The organism is Ruegeria sp. CH2 (assembly GCF_056537065.1).
Map to the genome: position 1 here is coordinate 470122 of NZ_JBQFQV010000001.1, position 15895 is coordinate 486016.

At 56.6% G+C, this 15895-nt stretch carries 15 protein-coding genes and 3 tRNA genes; 9 read left to right on the top strand and 9 right to left on the bottom strand.

The window, feature by feature from the left end; translation table 11 throughout:
- The first annotated feature begins 23 nt into the window (after positions 1 to 23).
- Positions 24 to 1319, top strand: coding sequence for a citrate synthase (gene gltA, locus ACR0M9_RS02320; protein WP_480485519.1), 1296 nt, complete (start codon positions 24 to 26; stop codon positions 1317 to 1319).
- A gap of 93 nt (positions 1320 to 1412) precedes the next feature.
- Here the strand turns inward: gltA and ACR0M9_RS02325 are convergent, their stop codons facing one another.
- Both ACR0M9_RS02325 and ACR0M9_RS02330 read right to left on the bottom strand, forming a co-directional pair.
- Entirely contained in the window at positions 1413 to 2480 is a 1068-nt protein-coding gene (locus ACR0M9_RS02325) for a PA0069 family radical SAM protein (RefSeq protein WP_480493089.1), read from the bottom strand.
- A gap of 29 nt (positions 2481 to 2509) precedes the next feature.
- Positions 2510 to 2752 carry a hypothetical protein gene (locus ACR0M9_RS02330; protein ID WP_480772753.1) on the bottom strand — a complete coding sequence of 81 codons (243 nt, stop codon included), beginning with the start codon at positions 2750 to 2752 and terminating at the stop codon, positions 2510 to 2512.
- Between ACR0M9_RS02330 and ACR0M9_RS02335 the strand changes: the two genes are divergently transcribed.
- From ACR0M9_RS02335 to ACR0M9_RS02345, 3 genes are all read left to right on the top strand, one after another.
- Complete coding sequence (locus ACR0M9_RS02335; RefSeq protein ID WP_209503809.1) at positions 2751 to 3449, top strand: corrinoid protein; 699 nt, start codon at positions 2751 to 2753, stop codon at positions 3447 to 3449. The genes ACR0M9_RS02330 and ACR0M9_RS02335 overlap by 2 nt on opposite strands.
- A gap of 145 nt (positions 3450 to 3594) precedes the next feature.
- Complete coding sequence (locus tag ACR0M9_RS02340) at positions 3595 to 4632, top strand: Hint domain-containing protein (RefSeq protein ID WP_480772754.1); 1038 nt, start codon at positions 3595 to 3597, stop codon at positions 4630 to 4632.
- Positions 4633 to 4709: 77 nt separating this feature from the next.
- Positions 4710 to 5369 carry a DUF1638 domain-containing protein gene (locus ACR0M9_RS02345; RefSeq protein ID WP_480772755.1) on the top strand — a complete coding sequence of 220 codons (660 nt, stop codon included), beginning with the start codon at positions 4710 to 4712 and terminating at the stop codon, positions 5367 to 5369.
- A gap of 2 nt (positions 5370 to 5371) precedes the next feature.
- Here ACR0M9_RS02345 and ACR0M9_RS02350 read toward each other — a convergent pair whose 3' ends face one another.
- Entirely contained in the window at positions 5372 to 5782 is a 411-nt protein-coding gene (locus ACR0M9_RS02350) for a SufE family protein (protein ID WP_267367543.1), read from the bottom strand.
- A 138-nt stretch (positions 5783 to 5920) separates the two neighbouring features.
- On the opposite strand from ACR0M9_RS02350, the gene ACR0M9_RS02355 reads away from it, so the two are divergent.
- Entirely contained in the window at positions 5921 to 6451 is a 531-nt protein-coding gene (locus ACR0M9_RS02355) for a hypothetical protein (RefSeq protein ID WP_480564582.1), read from the top strand.
- A 6-nt stretch (positions 6452 to 6457) separates the two neighbouring features.
- Here the strand turns inward: ACR0M9_RS02355 and rnd are convergent, their stop codons facing one another.
- The 3 genes from rnd to purM all read right to left on the bottom strand — a co-directional run bounded on the left by rnd (position 6458) and on the right by purM (position 9369).
- On the bottom strand, positions 6458 to 7615 hold the full coding sequence (gene rnd, locus ACR0M9_RS02360; protein ID WP_480772756.1) for a ribonuclease D: 1158 nt from the start codon (positions 7613 to 7615) through the stop codon (positions 6458 to 6460).
- A gap of 114 nt (positions 7616 to 7729) precedes the next feature.
- Positions 7730 to 8326, bottom strand: a complete 597-nt coding sequence (purN, locus tag ACR0M9_RS02365; protein ID WP_480564576.1) for a phosphoribosylglycinamide formyltransferase — start codon at positions 8324 to 8326, stop codon at positions 7730 to 7732.
- A complete protein-coding gene (purM, locus tag ACR0M9_RS02370; RefSeq protein ID WP_480772757.1) occupies positions 8323 to 9369 on the bottom strand; it encodes a phosphoribosylformylglycinamidine cyclo-ligase in 1047 nt (348 codons plus the stop codon). The genes purN and purM overlap by 4 nt, the downstream gene beginning before the upstream one ends.
- Before the next feature lie 107 nt (positions 9370 to 9476).
- Between purM and ACR0M9_RS02375 the strand changes: the two genes are divergently transcribed.
- Positions 9477 to 9553, top strand: a tRNA-Ile gene (locus ACR0M9_RS02375).
- A 273-nt stretch (positions 9554 to 9826) separates the two neighbouring features.
- Here ACR0M9_RS02375 and ACR0M9_RS02380 read toward each other — a convergent pair.
- Entirely contained in the window at positions 9827 to 11146 is a 1320-nt protein-coding gene (locus ACR0M9_RS02380; protein ID WP_480772758.1) for an ATP-binding protein, read from the bottom strand.
- A gap of 44 nt (positions 11147 to 11190) precedes the next feature.
- Between ACR0M9_RS02380 and ACR0M9_RS02385 the strand changes: the two genes are divergently transcribed.
- From ACR0M9_RS02385 to ACR0M9_RS02395, 3 genes are all read left to right on the top strand, one after another.
- Positions 11191 to 12105, top strand: coding sequence for an MBL fold metallo-hydrolase (locus tag ACR0M9_RS02385; protein ID WP_480772759.1), 915 nt, complete (start codon positions 11191 to 11193; stop codon positions 12103 to 12105).
- Positions 12106 to 12181: 76 nt separating this feature from the next.
- Positions 12182 to 12256, top strand: a tRNA-Asn gene (locus ACR0M9_RS02390).
- A gap of 127 nt (positions 12257 to 12383) precedes the next feature.
- Positions 12384 to 12458, top strand: a tRNA-Asn gene (locus ACR0M9_RS02395).
- Between the two features lie 22 nt (positions 12459 to 12480).
- Here ACR0M9_RS02395 and ACR0M9_RS02400 read toward each other — a convergent pair.
- Both ACR0M9_RS02400 and pgi read right to left on the bottom strand, forming a co-directional pair.
- The gene (locus tag ACR0M9_RS02400) at positions 12481 to 14100 is read right to left on the bottom strand and encodes a long-chain-fatty-acid--CoA ligase (protein WP_480772760.1); all 1620 of its coding nucleotides are present in this window, start codon (positions 14098 to 14100) and stop codon (positions 12481 to 12483) included.
- Between the two features lie 183 nt (positions 14101 to 14283).
- On the bottom strand, positions 14284 to 15894 hold the full coding sequence (gene pgi / locus ACR0M9_RS02405; protein WP_480772761.1) for a glucose-6-phosphate isomerase: 1611 nt from the start codon (positions 15892 to 15894) through the stop codon (positions 14284 to 14286).
- Between the last annotated feature and the right edge of the window lies 1 nt (position 15895).

Genomic DNA, 15895 nt, shown 5'->3' on the forward strand with positions numbered 1-15895 from the left:
GCATGAATGAAGAAGGGATACCCATGACTGACAGCAACAAGACAGCCACTCTGACCGTTCACGGCAAAGAGTATGAGTTGCCGGTTCATTCCCCGACCGCCGGTCCGGATGTCATTGATATTCGAAAGCTTTACGGTCAGGCAGGTGTATTCACCTATGACCCCGGTTTCACTTCGACAGCAAGCTGCGACAGCACCATAACCTTTATCGATGGTGAAAAAGGCGAGTTGCTGCACCGCGGCTATCCAATCGACCAACTGGCCGAAAAATCGCACTTTCTTGAGGTCTGCTACCTTCTGCTCTACGGAGAGTTGCCGGTCGCAAAAGATCTGGAGAAATTCGAAACCACAATCACCCGCCACACGATGCTGCATGAGCAGATGCAGTATTTCTACCGTGGTTTCCGCCGCGACGCGCACCCGATGGCCATCATGGTCGGTGTTGTCGGTGCGATGTCGGCCTTCTATCACGATTCGACCGATATCGCGGACCCGCACCAGCGCGAGGTCGCCTCGCATCGCCTGATCGCCAAAATGCCGACAATCGCAGCATGGGCTTTCAAATACCACACAGGGCAGCCCTTCGTGTATCCGCGCAATGACTTGGACTATGCGTCGAACTTCCTGCGCATGTGTTTCAGCGTTCCCGCCGAAGAATATGAGGTCAACCCGATCCTCAGCCGCGCGATGGACCGTATCTTCACGCTTCACGCGGACCACGAGCAAAATGCGTCAACGTCTACCGTGCGTTTGGCATCGTCATCGGGCGCAAATCCGTTTGCATGCATCGCCGCCGGCATTGCTTGCTTGTGGGGACCGTCCCATGGTGGCGCCAACCAGGCATGTCTGGAGATGTTGGAAGAGATCGGTACCGTTGATCGCATTCCCGAATTCATCGCCCGCGCCAAAGACAAGAACGACCCGTTCCGCCTGATGGGCTTTGGCCACCGCGTGTACAAAAACTTTGACCCACGGGCCAAGGTGATGAAGCAGTCGGCCGACGAGGTTCTGGATCTTCTGGGCATTGAAGACAACCCGAAACTGCAGGTCGCTAAAGAGCTGGAACGCGAAGCGCTGGAAGACCCGTATTTCGCCGACAAAAAGCTGTTCCCGAACGTTGACTTCTATTCGGGTATCATCCTCGAGGCGATGGGTTTCCCGACCTCAATGTTCACACCAATCTTCGCACTTTCACGGACCGTTGGCTGGGTTAGCCAGTGGAAAGAGATGATTGAAGATCCACAGAACAAAATCGGCCGTCCGCGTCAGCTGTATCTGGGTGAGACACTGCGCGACTACGTGGACATCGAAAACCGCTGAGCCATTAGGGTTCGCAATCAATCCAGAAGGCCCCGGTTAAACCGGGGTCTTTTGCTTTCGTTACTGAAGCAGCGGACGGTTCGGCATTTGGTTTCAGAACAAGCTCATTTGATCCCCGGGTTGCGGCGGAACTGCAAACAGGCCGCATCTTAACGGAGCGGATTTGATCGAAAGCCCCAGTCTTTTGCAGGTTTTAGCAAACCTCAGGGCGATGAGCTCGGCGTATTCCCCCTCACCCCGCATCCTGTGCCCCCAGCGCGGATCATAGTCGCGCCCGCCATGCATTTCACGCAGCTTGGACATGACCTTTTCTGCACGGGCGGGTTCGTGCTCTGCCAGCCAGTCCTGCCAAAGATGAGAGACTTCGCGGGGCAATCGCAACATGATCCAGCTTGCCGCATCTGCGCCCGCCTCTTTTCCAGCGTCCAACAGGCTCTCCAACTCATGATCTGTCAGCCCAGGCACAATAGGCGAGGTCATCACGCGAACCGGAACGCCCGCATCGGTCAACGCTCTGATCGTCTGCAACCGACGCGCCGGAGACGGTGCGCGAGGCTCCATCCGCCGGGACAGACCTGCATCCAGCGTGGTGAGCGATATACCAACCCGCGCCAATCCCCGGCTGGCCATGTCAGCCAGAATATCCAGATCACGCTCGATCAATGTTCCTTTGGTCACGATTGCGACCGGGTGGTTGAATTCTTGCAAGACCTCAAGGCACGACCTTGTAATCAGGCGGTTTTTTTCGATGGGCTGGTAAGGGTCAGTGTTTGTCCCGATCGCGAGCGTGGCGACCTTGTAGGACTTTGCCGACAGTTCCTTGCGCAGAACGATGCTCATGTTGGGGCGCGCAATAAGGCGGGTTTCGAAATCCAGTCCTGCGGACAAGCCCAGATAGGCATGGCTTGGTCTGGCGAAACAATAGACACAGCCATGCTCACACCCCCGATATGGGTTGATCGAACGATCAAAAGGCAAATCAGGTGAACGGTTATAGGTGATAGCACTGCGCGCCACCTCATCCCGCGTCTCGGTTCGCAAGGGCGGCAAGTCTTCATCGATGTCCCACCCGTCATCAACAGCCTGCGTTGCAAACCGTTCAAACCGCCCGGTCGTATTGGACGTCACCCCCCTTGCTTTGATGATATGCCCGATGCTCACGGCACATATGTTCCCTTTTTGTTCCTATCTCACGATAAGCCTGAAACGAATCCTGTGCAAGCCAGCACCGCGAAGAAACCGGGAAGCATTGATGAAAAATAAACAGGATAATATTGCAGACTTTTCAATCGAGCCGGTGCCATTTTTGGCATATAGGTCGGTCCCGAAACGACCAACGTCGCAATCGTCACAGTCAGAATGCGACGTTTTGGCCAAAACGGAAAAAATGCCACCACGGGCCGATGGCCCGCCCAGCACAGGGAATACCCCATGTCCGACGAAGAAGATATCGTCCTGTCCGAACTGAATGATGACGAACTGGTCGATCAGATGTTCGACGATCTCTATGACGGATTGAAAGAAGAGATCGAAGAAGGCACCAATATCCTGCTGGAACGCGGATGGACGCCGTATGACATCCTGACCAAAGCTCTGGTTGGCGGCATGACCATTGTGGGCCATGACTTCCGCGACGGCATTCTGTTCGTTCCCGAGGTTCTGCTGGCAGCCAACGCGATGAAAGGCGGCATGTCGATCCTCAAGCCGCTGCTGGCCGAAACCGGTGCTCCGCGTGTTGGCAAGATGGTCATCGGCACCGTGAAGGGTGACATCCACGATATCGGCAAGAACCTTGTGTCGATGATGATGGAAGGTGCAGGATTCGAGGTTGTCGATCTGGGAATCAACAACCCGGTCGAGAATTACCTGGAAGCACTGGAAACGGAACAGCCCGACATTTTGGGTATGTCCGCCCTGCTGACCACCACGATGCCCTACATGAAAGTCGTTATCGACACCCTGGTCGAACAGGGCGTGCGCGACGATTATATTGTTCTGGTCGGTGGCGCGCCGCTGAACGAAGAGTTCGGCAAAGCCATCGGTGCAGACGCCTACTGCCGTGACGCTGCGGTTGCAGTGGAAACCGCCAAGGATTTCGTGGGCCGCAAGCACAACCAACTGGCTGGCTAAGACCTTTAAGGTTTTTCTTAAAAGGCCGCCCGTTTCGGGCGGTCTTTTTCGTTTTAGCGCTCCGCCCCTTCATGAGGTGTATCGTTTATCCGTTTGTAAACGAAAGTGCGGTTAAAAACCGAAACGTCCAAGTTTCGGGGGTTCCGTGCCGCAGTCTTTCACAGCCATTTCGTTGGGCAAACTTGCCGATATCGATATCGCCGAGGGCAACAATGTCGCCGAAAACGCCTCTGCCCTGGTTGGGCAAACCTTCGGTCACGCGGACGCGCCGTTGGCGCATAACAGCGTGACGTGGAACGTGGTTGGAAACTCCGGCTCTGCCTATGACATGAACAACATATCTGCCAATGATCGGTTTTCGATCGACGGCGGCGCGCCGCAAACCTTTGATGGCACATCAGTGTACCACGCCACCGTCATTTTTTTCGACGGCACAAGTGCAAACATTACTGCCGTTGTCGCGCAGGATGTGGATGGCAACACATATTTGGTGCCTGAGTTCTCGGCCAATGCAGATCAAGCCGCTCTGGAAGCGGGGCCTATACATTCGATCACCTTCAACAGCCTTGCTGGCAATCGATATTCAGGCATGGTGTCCAGCCGTGAAGACTGGGACCTGGTCCCCTGCTTTACCTCTGGCACGCTGATCAGAACCCGCAAAGGGGAACGCCCAGTGGAAACGCTGCGCCCCGGCGACTGGGTGGAAACCCTTGATCACGGGTTTCAAACGGTGCGCTGGGTCGGGCAGCGGCGGGTTCAGGCGGTTGGCGTGTTCGCGCCGGTCCTGTTCAAGGCAGGCGCGCTTGGGAACACCCGCGATCTGCTGGTGTCGCAGCAACACAGGATGCTGATCCAGAGCTGGCGCCTGGAACTGCATACCGGCCAAAACGAAGCACTGGCCCCCGCCAAACACCTGATCAACGGACATGACATCATCCTCAAACCCGGCGGGGTCGTAACCTACATTCACATTCTGTTTGATCAGCATGAGCTGCTCTGGTCGGAAGGCTGCCTGAGCGAGAGCTTTCATCCCGGTGCCCAAAGCTGGAACGCCCTTGAACAGTCAGCCCGACAAGAGATCCTGTCCTTGTTCCCCGAGATATCAAAGCAAGGTACTGTCGCCTACGGCCCGCCCGCTTGGCCTCTGTTATCGGCATTCGAAACACGAACGTCGGCAGCCTGACACGAGATGTCGGAAGAAGGCTTGCCTGCAAGCTGTTTTCATTCTCTTGTGCCATGAGCCCATAAGGATGCCGATCCATGCCAAGCGATACGTTACCAGATGATGCAAGCCTGACGACCAAAGGCTATGACGGCGTGGAAAACGCAAGCATCCTGCTGATCGCCTGTGGGGCGCTTGCGCGCGAAATTCTGGATATCAAAACGCGCAACGGCTGGGATCACATGGCGCTGACCTGCCTGCCTGCAATCCTGCATGTTCACCCGGAACGGATCACCCAAGCAGTTGAAGACAGCGTGGCCAAACACCGCGACAGGTTCGAAAAAATCTATGTGGTTTACGCCGATTGCGGAACCGGAGGTCTGCTGCAATCCGCTTGCGATAAACTGGGCGTCGAGATGATAAAAGGCCCTCATTGCTATTCGTTCTTCGAAGGCAATCAGGCCTTTCAGGAACGCGGCGAGGACGAAACAACTGCCTTCTACCTGACTGATTTTCTGGCCCGCCAGTTCGACGCATTTGTCTGGAAACCACTGGGTCTGGATCGCCACCCGGAACTGCGGGACATGTATTTCGGCAATTACACCAAACTGATTTATCAGGCCCAGATCGACGATCCGAAACTGACCGAACGCGCACGGGAATGCGCGGACCGCATGGGATTGGCGTTCGAACGGCGTTTCACCGGCTACGGCGATCTGGAAACCACTTTGTCAGACTGGGCAAACCGCCCCGAGTGACCTCAGGCGTTTTCCTGCGCGACCTGGCGGATGCGTTCAATCATGGCCCGCAGACCATTGGACCGCTGCGCTGACAGATGATCGTTCAAGCCCAATCGGGCCAGTTCCGCTGCCGCATCGACCTGAGGCACCTCGGACACCGGCAGCCCGTTGTATAGGGACCGAAGCACGGCGATCAGCCCGCGAACGATCAGTGCATCACTGTCGCCATCAAACTTGAACACGCCTGCTTCGATCATCGGGTGCAGCCAGACCTGACTGGCGCAGCCGTGAACCTTTGTCGCCGGAACTTTCAACGCGTCATCCAAAGGCTCCATCGCCTTGCCCTGTTCGATGACATGGCGATACCGGTCTTCCCAGTCTTCGAGAAACTCGAAATCCTCGACAATGTCTTCAAAGGCAGGCGTGGCCATGGCGCAGTGATCCTTTCGTTGAAATCACAATGTGACCTATGCCGACGACCACCTGCTGTCCAGCCCCAGCTGTGGCTTTTCAACGCGAAGAATATACGCTAACCCATTGTCTGAATTCGTGTGAAAAGCAGTGGGTCCATGCAAAAGTCTCTGTCCGTTCTTATCATCGCCATGCTGACCCTGACTGCCTGCGGCAGCTGGCGCGACTCGCGGGTGAATCCGTCAAACTGGTTTGGCTCCAGCAAGTCTGTGAAGTCTGAAACACCGCCGGACCCAAATGCCGCCGATGCGTTGGTTCCCAAGGCAAGAGAGGGAAGCGGCCTGTTTTCGCGCCCAGATGCCGAAGACACCAGTGTTCCAATCGCCAAAATCGATGAGCTGCGGATCGAGCCAATACCGTCAGGCGCGATCATTTATTCCTCTGGCACCGCGCTTCGGCAGGGTGCCTATAACGCACGCTTGGTTTCGGTTAATTCAGAAGAAAACAAAGAAAAGGGGATTCTGGAATTTGTATTTCGCGTGAACTACCCCAACTCAGAGACCCCACAAGGATCTGAACGCACAAGAATGGTGTCGGATGCAATAAATGTCTCGACTCAGGATCTTGAAGGCATTCGCCTGATCCGCGTCGTCGGGCAACAGAACACCTTGGAATCGCGGCGGCGGTAATCGCCGTTAAAGTGAGACGACCTTGACCGCCTGCCCTTTGGCCGCCAGCGCGATTTTCCCCTCGCACAGTTTCAACGCGTCTTCACCAAAGACTTCGTAACGCCAACCTGACATCGCGGGCAATTCTCGCTCGCCCGCGGCAATCTGGTCCAACTCGGAACTTGTTGCGATCAGCTTGGCCGCAACGCCCGAACTTTCGGTTTTGGATTTCAGCAGAACCCGAAGCAAGTCGGCCAAAGCCGGGTTGACCTTCAGGTTGTCACGGGAATTGTCGATCTTCGGCAGGTTTTCCTGCGGACAATTTGTGCCCTTCGTCACCGCAGCAAGAATACCTTCGGCAATCGGACCTTTGCGTGCCTCGCGCAACAAAAGGCGCGATCCACCGAGATCGGCGATTGTCTTGGGCTTGGTCGACGCCAGTTCGATCAAGGCGTCATCCTTGAAGACCCGGTTGCGCGGTACGTTATTTTCCTGCGCATACCTTTCACGGAACTGCGCCAGCTCGCGTACAACAGCCAGGAACTTGGCCGAATTCGTTCGCGTTTTGACCCGCTTCCACGCCTCTTCGGGGCGAATGTCATACGTGGCAGGCTCCGTCAGCGTACGCAGCTCTTCAGCCACCCAGTGGCTGCGCATCGTCTTTTTGAGTTCCGCAGCAAGATATTCGTAGATCTTGCGAAGATGCGTCACATCCGCCAATGCATATGTTTTCTGCGCCTCCGTCAAAGGACGACGGGACCAATCGGTAAACCGCGACGTCTTGTCGACGCCCTGTTTGCAGATTTTCCGCACCAGTGTCTCATAGCCGACTTGCTCGCCAAACCCGCAGACCATCGCAGCAACCTGCGTATCGAACAACGGGTTGGGGAACACACCGGCCTCGACCCAGAAAATCTCAAGATCCTGACGCGCGGCGTGGAACACCTTGACCACGTTCTCGTTTCGGAAAAGCTCATACAGCGGTTCGAGAGACAGGCCATCAACCAGCGGATCAACCAGAACCGCGCTGTCTTCATCATCAGAGGGAAGCGCCAGTTGCACGAGGCACAGTTTCGAATAATAGGTCCGCTCGCGCAGAAACTCGGTATCGACTGTGATATATGGATAGCTTGCGGCCGCCTTGCAGAAATCAGCCAGTTCTTGCGTCGTCGTCAGAGTTTTCATGCGCCGTACTAGTTTTGCTCTTGCTCTTGTGAGTGCCCGTAATTTCCCTCGCCCCCAAGCGATACCGACGACCATAGGACGATTTTCAGGCGAGTGTAAATCACCCTCGGAACCTCACTGCATGAGAACGGGTGACCTGTTGCCTTCGGCAAAGCGGCGCAGCACCGCTGGATAAAGTTCATGTTCCCGGATCAGAACTTTTGAAGCCAGAGTTTCCGAGGTATCCGCTGGTTCGATATCCACCCGTGCCTGACCCAGAATTGGGCCATCATCCAGCGCCGCCGTCACCTCATGGACCGAGCAGCCATGTTTCGCATCACCCGCTTCAATTGCGCGGGCGTGGGTATGTAACCCCTTGTATTTGGGCAGCAATGAGGGGTGGATGTTCAGCATTCGCCCCTGAAAGCGCGTTACGAAATCCGCGGTCAGGACCCGCATGAACCCGGCCAGACAGACAATATCCGGCCGCGCGTCTTCCAAAGGCTTTAGCAACTCAGCCTCAAAGGCTGCGCGATTGCCCTTGAATGGCCGGTGATCGACCACTGCGGTCGGAATGCCACGGTCCGCAGCTTTTTTCAGCCCACCCGCCTGCGCATCGTTGGACAGGACCAAACAGGGCCGCGCCGGGTGATCACCGGTCATGCTGTCGACAAGCGACACCATGTTGGACCCGCCCCCAGAAATCAGGATCGCGACGCGCTTGTGGTTCACAGCAGTTTGCCCGAATAGGCAACTCCGGGCGTTTCGGTGACCGTACCGATCCGCGACACGGTCTCGCCAGCCTCGGCCAGCAAGGTCGAAAGCTGATCGGCCTTATCAGGATCGCACACCATGATCAGACCGATGCCACAGTTGAAGGTCTTGAGCATCTCGGCTTCCGCGATACCGCCAATCTGCGCCATCCAGCTGAAAACAGACGGCAATTGCCAGCTGTCCAGATCAATCTGGGCCCCCAACCCTTCCGGCAATACGCGCGGCAGGTTCTCGGTCAGACCGCCACCGGTGATATGGGCCAGTGCGTGAACGCCACCTTCGCGGATCGCGGACAGGGCCGGTTTGACATAAAGGCGCGTCGGTGTAAGCAGCGCCTCGCCCAACGAACTTTCACCAAAGGGGCACGGTGCTTCCCAGCCCAGCCCAGACAGTTCGACGAGTTTTCGTACCAGTGAGTATCCGTTGGAATGCACTCCGTTCGAGGCCAGACCAAGCAGCACATCCCCCGCCTGCACCCCCGAAGGCAGATCGGCACCGCGTTCCATTGCCCCGACCGAGAATCCGGCCAGATCGAAATCGCCATCAGGGTACATGCCGGGCATCTCGGCAGTTTCGCCACCAATCAGAGCACAACCGGATTGTGCACAGCCTTCGGCAATTCCTTCAATGATCCGCGCGGCTGTATCTGTGTCCAACTTGCCTGTCGCGAAATAGTCGAGAAAAAACAGGGGCTCGGCCCCCTGACAGATCAGGTCATTGACACACATGGCCACCAGATCGATGCCAACCCCATCCACGACGCCGGTATCGATCGCAATTCGCAGTTTTGTACCAACCCCGTCCGTGGCACCAACCAGAATGGGATCCTGATACCCGGCAGCCTTCAGATCGAACAATGCGCCGAAACCGCCCAGACCGCTCATCACGCCGGGGCGGTTGGTTCGCTTTGCTGCGGGCTTGATCCGGTCAACCAGAGCATTGCCCGCGTCAATATCCACGCCTGCATCGGCATAGGTGATTCCGTTCTTGCCCGCTGTCATGGCCAGTTCCTTTTGAATGCTTTGCGGGCGGGTTATTCGATTGTGGCGTTTGTTGCAACGGTCAGGCTTGACGCGGCTGTTCACCGTGATACGCAATGCGCCTAGGCGGGCCTGTAGCTCAATTGGTTAGAGCAGAGCGCTCATAACGCTTTGGTTGGGGGTTCAAGTCCCTCCGGGCCTACCAAATCACCGCCACGCGCCTTGAACACCCCGCCCATCCTACTGGTTTTGTTTGTATTTATGACCTCAAGCGTTCGTCACGTCTTGCGTACCCTGTCCACATACGCTTGGAAATCAGACGCATTTATTCAGTTCATCGATTTTCGCTTTCGGTTTAATCGCCGTGGGATGACAGGTCTTGCTAAAAACTCCGAAATCATTTCGCGAGTAATCCAGCGCCTCGGCTCAGAATATCGTCATATTGGCGCAGGTTTGGAGCGGCAAAGGTGTCAGGCGTTTACCGTCCAATAATTATATCCGCGCACAAACCGCCCAGGCGTTCACTTTTGGCCAATCGCAAAGTGCCACCATGTGCGCGCGCAACGTCCGCCACGATCGCCAACCCCAAACCCACGCCACTACCCTGATTCTGATTGCGCGCTGGGTCGAGCCGCGTAAAGGGTTTGACCGCCTCTGTGCGCTGCTCTGCGGGAATTCCAGGGCCATCATCTTCGACACGGATGCGCATCGACTTGGCGTTCAGCGATAGGCTGACCTCAGCACGGCTGCCGTAGCGCACAGCGTTGCCGATCAGGTTTTCAACGGCCCGACGAACAGCCATAGGGCGCAGCATTGCCGTTCCCTCACCCTCGACAGTGACCAACTCGGCCCGATGCCCTGCCCGATTGGCGTCATCCACAATCTGTCGAACAAATTCCGCCGGATTGATTTCCTCGGGCGATCCTTCGGACGCCCCGCGCGAAAATTCGAGGAATGCATCAACCAAGGACTGCATTTCCTTTACATCCTGTAGCAAAGGTCGTGCCTCATCCTCGGGCAGCATGGCCAGTCCTAGCTTCAGGCGCGTCAAAGGCGTGCGCAGATCATGGCTTACGCCTGATAACATCAGCGTCCGTTGTTCGATCTGACGTTCGATCCGTGACCGCATATCCAAAAACGCATTCCCCGCCGCGCGTACTTCGATGGCACCGCCCGGTGAATATGGTACGCTCCGCCCTCGTCCAAACGCCTGCGCCGCATTGGCCAGCCGTGTGATGGGGCGCAACTGGTTTCGCATGTACAGAAATGAAATCGAGGTCATTATGATCGCGAAAAACAGCATCGTCACGATCAACTGATGCGGCGCCGCTGGCGACAATCTGCGCCGGTCAAACGTCAGTTCCAGCACCCCCAGATGTGTATCCAGGTACAGACGCGCTTCGCGGCTGCTTGGCAACGCTACAGCACTCAGCTCTGGCAACCTTGTGCGAAGTTCGGCCTCGACCTGCGGTGCTATGAAGTCGTACCACCGTGGACGGTCAATTTTGGGAGTTTCGTTGGCTGGCAGAAATCTGGCCTGCATTTCCAGCGCCAGAAGATCCGGGCGCACTTCGGCCAATGCCTGGTGCTGCGTCTCGGCCCCATCCATCATGGTGGTGATCAGCATCACTTCCCTTGAGGCTGCGCGCGTCATCTGGTCAGTGACATCTTCCAGATGCTTTTGAAGAAAAGCAACTCCAACGACCAGAAGCAGCACGATCACAGGAAGAACCAGAATCAATGCTGCCCGGGCGTAAAGGCTGCGTGGCATATAGGGTTTGAGCCAGTGCGTGGACATGCGCTAAACCTAGCGGGCTGCCCGTACAAGAGGAAGAGCACAGAATGCAGGCACCTGACGAATTCAATCCGCCTTCGGGTGTTGCGACAGAATTGCAACCGGGTCTTCGGCGCATTCTGGCCCCCAACCCGTCACCGATGACCTATCGCGGCACCAACACCTATCTGCTGGGCGATCGTGACATTGCCGTCATTGATCCCGGCCCCGCAAGCGAAGAGCATTTGAACGCGATCCTGAGTGAACTGCGACCTGGCCAGAGAATCAGCCACATAGTCGTCACGCACACACATCTGGATCACTCACCCTTGGCAGCACCCCTTGCCGCGCGAACGGGAGCTGCGATCTATGCGTTTGGTGGTCCCGAATCCGGTCGCAGCGCTGTTATGGCGACCCTTGCAGCGCGTGGGTTGGCCGGAGGTGGCGAAGGCATCGACACCGCGTTTCGTCCGGATATCGAGGTTGCGGATGGTGAGGTCATCTTTGGCGATGACTGGCAGCTTGAGGTTATTCACACTCCGGGGCATCTGGGAAACCACATTGCCCTGGCATGGCAGGATACCTGTTTCACCGCCGACCATGTGATGGGATGGGCCAGTTCGCTGGTGTCGCCACCGGACGGAGACCTGACCGATTTCATGACGGCCTGCCACCGCCTGCGCGCGCGCGATTGGTCCGTTTTTCACGCGGGCCACGGTGCACCGATTACAGACCCCGCCGCGCGATTGGATTGGCTGATCCGGCACAGGCAAAACCGCGAAGCCCAGATTCTGTCCGCGCTCGAGGAAGCAGACGGATCGGCGCGGCACCTGGCCGAACGTATCTACACCGACACACCCGCGACACTGCTGTCAGCCGCGGAGCGGAATGTTTTTGCCCACCTCGTTGATCTGACGGGAAAAAAACAGGTGTCACCGCTCGGCGAACTATCTGCCACAGCGGTTTTTCGCAGAGTTTCTTAATACCGCCAAAAATTTTTGTGGTTGATGCGCTTACCCTCTGGACGCCGGGAATCCGGATTGTTATACGCCCCTCAGTTCCGGCGTAGCTCAGCGGTAGAGCAGTTGACTGTTAATCAATTGGTCGTAGGTTCGATCCCTACCGCCGGAGCCAAAACTTCCCAATATTCAACCTTTTGTCAGGGTCAGAAACCACATCGGTATTCTGGGGCTTTTCGTTGAAAAAATAATATCCGCCCTCTGGACGCCGGATACTCCGGTTGCTATACGGCGCGGACCGTTCCGGCGTAGCTCAGCGGTAGAGCAGTTGACTGTTAATCAATTGGTCGTAGGTTCGATCCCTACCGCCGGAGCCAATTTACCCCGCTAGATCACATCTCACCCCGCAAGGGCATCCTTGAAATCTGCACGCAGGTTGCGTTTCAGCACCTTTCCGGTTGCGTTCAGCGGCAGCGCGTCAACAAAAACAACCTTGTCCGGAATCTGCCATTTGGCAATTTTCCCTTCGAAAAAGGCCAGAAGTTCCTTTTCGCTTGGATTCTCGCCATCAGCCCTTACTGCAACTAGCAAGGGGCGTTCGTCCCATTTCGGATGCGGAACACCGACCACGGCGGCAGTTGCCAGTTTCGGATGCGCAACAGCGATGTTTTCAAGTTCGACCGAGCTGATCCACTCCCCTCCGGACTTGATGATGTCCTTGGATCGGTCACGAATGGTCATGTAACCATCGGTGTCCAGCGTTGCGACATCGCCTGTGGCGAACCAACCGTCTTGCAACAGATCCTGATCCTGCATCAGGAAATAGCTGTCCAGTACCCAATGCCCCCGCACCATCAGATCGCCCTGCGTTTCACCGTCATGTGGCAGATCTTTGCCGTCATCATCCACGATTTTCAGTTCAACCCCAAACGGTGGCCGACCCTGACTCAGACGGATAAGGTGTTGTTCTTCAAGCGGCAGCACCAGATGTTTGGCCAATGGGTAGTTGGCCGTACCAAGCGGGCTCATCTCGCTCATTCCCCACGCATGTACCGTATCGACGTCATATTTATTCCGGAAAGTCTCCATCATCGAAGGTGGGCAAGCGGCACCTCCAATCACGGTCCGTTCGAGGCTTTTCAAACTCGTCCCGCATTTGGCTGCATGCGCCAACAGTCCCTGCCAGATTGTAGGCACCCCCATGGCCAGCGTCACGCCATAGGTGTCGATCAGATTGACCAGCGCCTCGCCATGCAAATCCGGGCCGGGTAAAACCAGTCGCGATCCGGACATGGCGCAGGCATAAGGCGAGCCCCATGCATTAACGTGGAACATAGGAACGACGGGCATCACGACATCCATCGCCGAAAAGCCGATCACGTCGCGCGTATTCGACGCGAAACTGTGCAGGACCGTCGATCTGTGGGAATAAAGAACCCCCTTGGGATGGCCGGTTGTACCCGACGTGTAACACAGCCCTGACGCGGTGTTTTCATCCAGCTCAGGCCAATCAAAGGCCGCGTCACCGGTTTCGATCAGCTCGTTATAAAATTTCAGGTCGGGTATCTTTGCTGCAGCGTCATCATTGCGAGGGCCCATCAGAACAAAATGGCGAACATCCGTCAGCGCACCGTGCAAAGCGGCAACCAGCGGGACGAAGGTTGCATCAAAGAACAACACCCGATCCTGAGCATGGTTGATGATATACGTCAGTTGTTCAGGAAAAAGCCTCGGATTGACCGTGTGACAGACATATCCCGCACCCGAGGTGGCATAATAGATCTCCAGATGGCGACGATTATTCCAGGCCAGCGTCCCGACCCTGTCCTGCGGCTCCAGACCCAGCTGCGTCAGGGCCGACGCCAAACGCCGGGCGTTCACGGCTATCTCGGACCAATTGGTTTCTGTCACTGATCCATCCGTTTCGACCGAGAAAATCTCGGTCTGACCGTGGTAACGCTGTGCGTGATCAATCAGCGACGAAATCAGCAAAGGCTGTGTCATCATCTGTCCCAGCATGGACATCCTCCCGTCATGGGCGGGGCCTTGCCTGGCCCCTGCCTGTTCCGTCTGGCACAGACAGGCAGGTGTGTTCCCCGTCACGTCAGTCCAGCCGTTTCCTATAAGGAACCCTGCCAATCATTTAATTGTCTGACAATAAAAGAATGCAACCCACACCGGTAGCGGAATACATCCCGTCGCCTAATCCCGGTGTTTCAGCGCGTAGGCGACCAATGCTGCGGTCGACCCATCCTTGCCCTCGGCGCTTTCTTCGCCATCCACGATGGGGCCAAGCGAATTGGCCAGTTCCTTGCCCAGCTCAACCCCCCACTGGTCGAAAGAGTTGATGCCCAGCAACACGCCTTCGACAAACACCCGGTGTTCATAAAGCGCAATAATCTGACCCAACACAAACGGTGTGAGTTTGGGGTAAATCAATGTTGTCGAGGGACGATTGCCGGGGAAAACCCGGTGCCGGGCCTGTCGATCCAGTTCATCCCCCAGATACCCCTGCTGCGCCATACGCTGACGCGCTTCTTCGAACGAACGGCCACGCATCAGGGCCTCGGACTGCGCCAGACAATTGGCCAAAAGCAGACGGTGGTGATGGGTCAGTTCGGGTTCATGCCCCTCGGCCGCAACCATGAATTCGCAGGGAATGACATCAGTACCCTGATGGATCAGCTGATAAAACGCGTGTTGTCCATTGGTGCCCGGCTCACCCCAGACGACAGGACCTGAAGGCATGGCGAGGGTTGAGCCATCCATCGCCACGGATTTGCCATTCGATTCCATTTCCAACTGCTGGAAATATGCGGGCAGGCGCAAAAGCCGCTGGTCATAAGGCAGCACCGCACGGCTGGTATGCCCCAGAACCTGACGATGCCAGATGCCAACCAATGCCAGCATCACAGGCATGTTTTCATCCCAGTCAGCCGAGCGGAAATGCAGGTCCATCGCCTGCCCGCCGCGTAATAACGCGTCAAATGCGTTTGAACCAACTGCAATCATGACCGGCAAGCCGACCGGACCCCAAACCGAATAACGCCCACCGACCCAATCGGCGAATCCGAAGACATGCGCCTCGGGAATACCGAAGGCTTTCGTCTTGTCCAAAGCGCTGGAAACGGCGGCAAACTGGCGCGACGGATCGCCCCCGCCTTCGGACATCCACGCGCGGGCGGTGCGTGCATTGGTCATCGTTTCGATTGTGGTGAAGGTTTTTGAGGCGACAATGACCAGCGTACGCATCGGGTCAAGCTGCCGCAACGTATCCGCGATATGCGCCCCATCCACGTTCGAGACGTAATGCACCCGTGGTCCATCGTGATAAGGTGCCAGCGCCAAAGTGGCCATGACAGGGCCGAGGTCTGACCCGCCGATGCCGATATTGACCACATCGGTAAAGTTGCCCCCCGCCCCAGCGATAGCGCCGCCGCGCACCTCTTCCGCGAACACGCGCATCCGTTGCAGCGTATCCAGAACCTCGGGCATAACGTCCTGACCGTCCACTTCAACCGGCCCGCCATCAAGGTTGCGCAAGGCCGTGTGCAACACCGCGCGCCCTTCGGTCTCGTTGATCTTCTCGCCCGCGAACATCGCATCACGCCGAGACGCAAGACCAGCCTCTGCACACAATTGAATGAGCGCGGATCGCACCACATCATCGATCTGTGTTTTTGAATAGTCGAATACCACATCCCCGGTTGAGGCTGAAAATACTTCGGCCCGGTTTGCATCTGCCGCAAACAGGTCAAGGATACGACGGTCACTTGTCGTCTGAGCCAGTGTTCTCAAAGCATCCAGATGCATT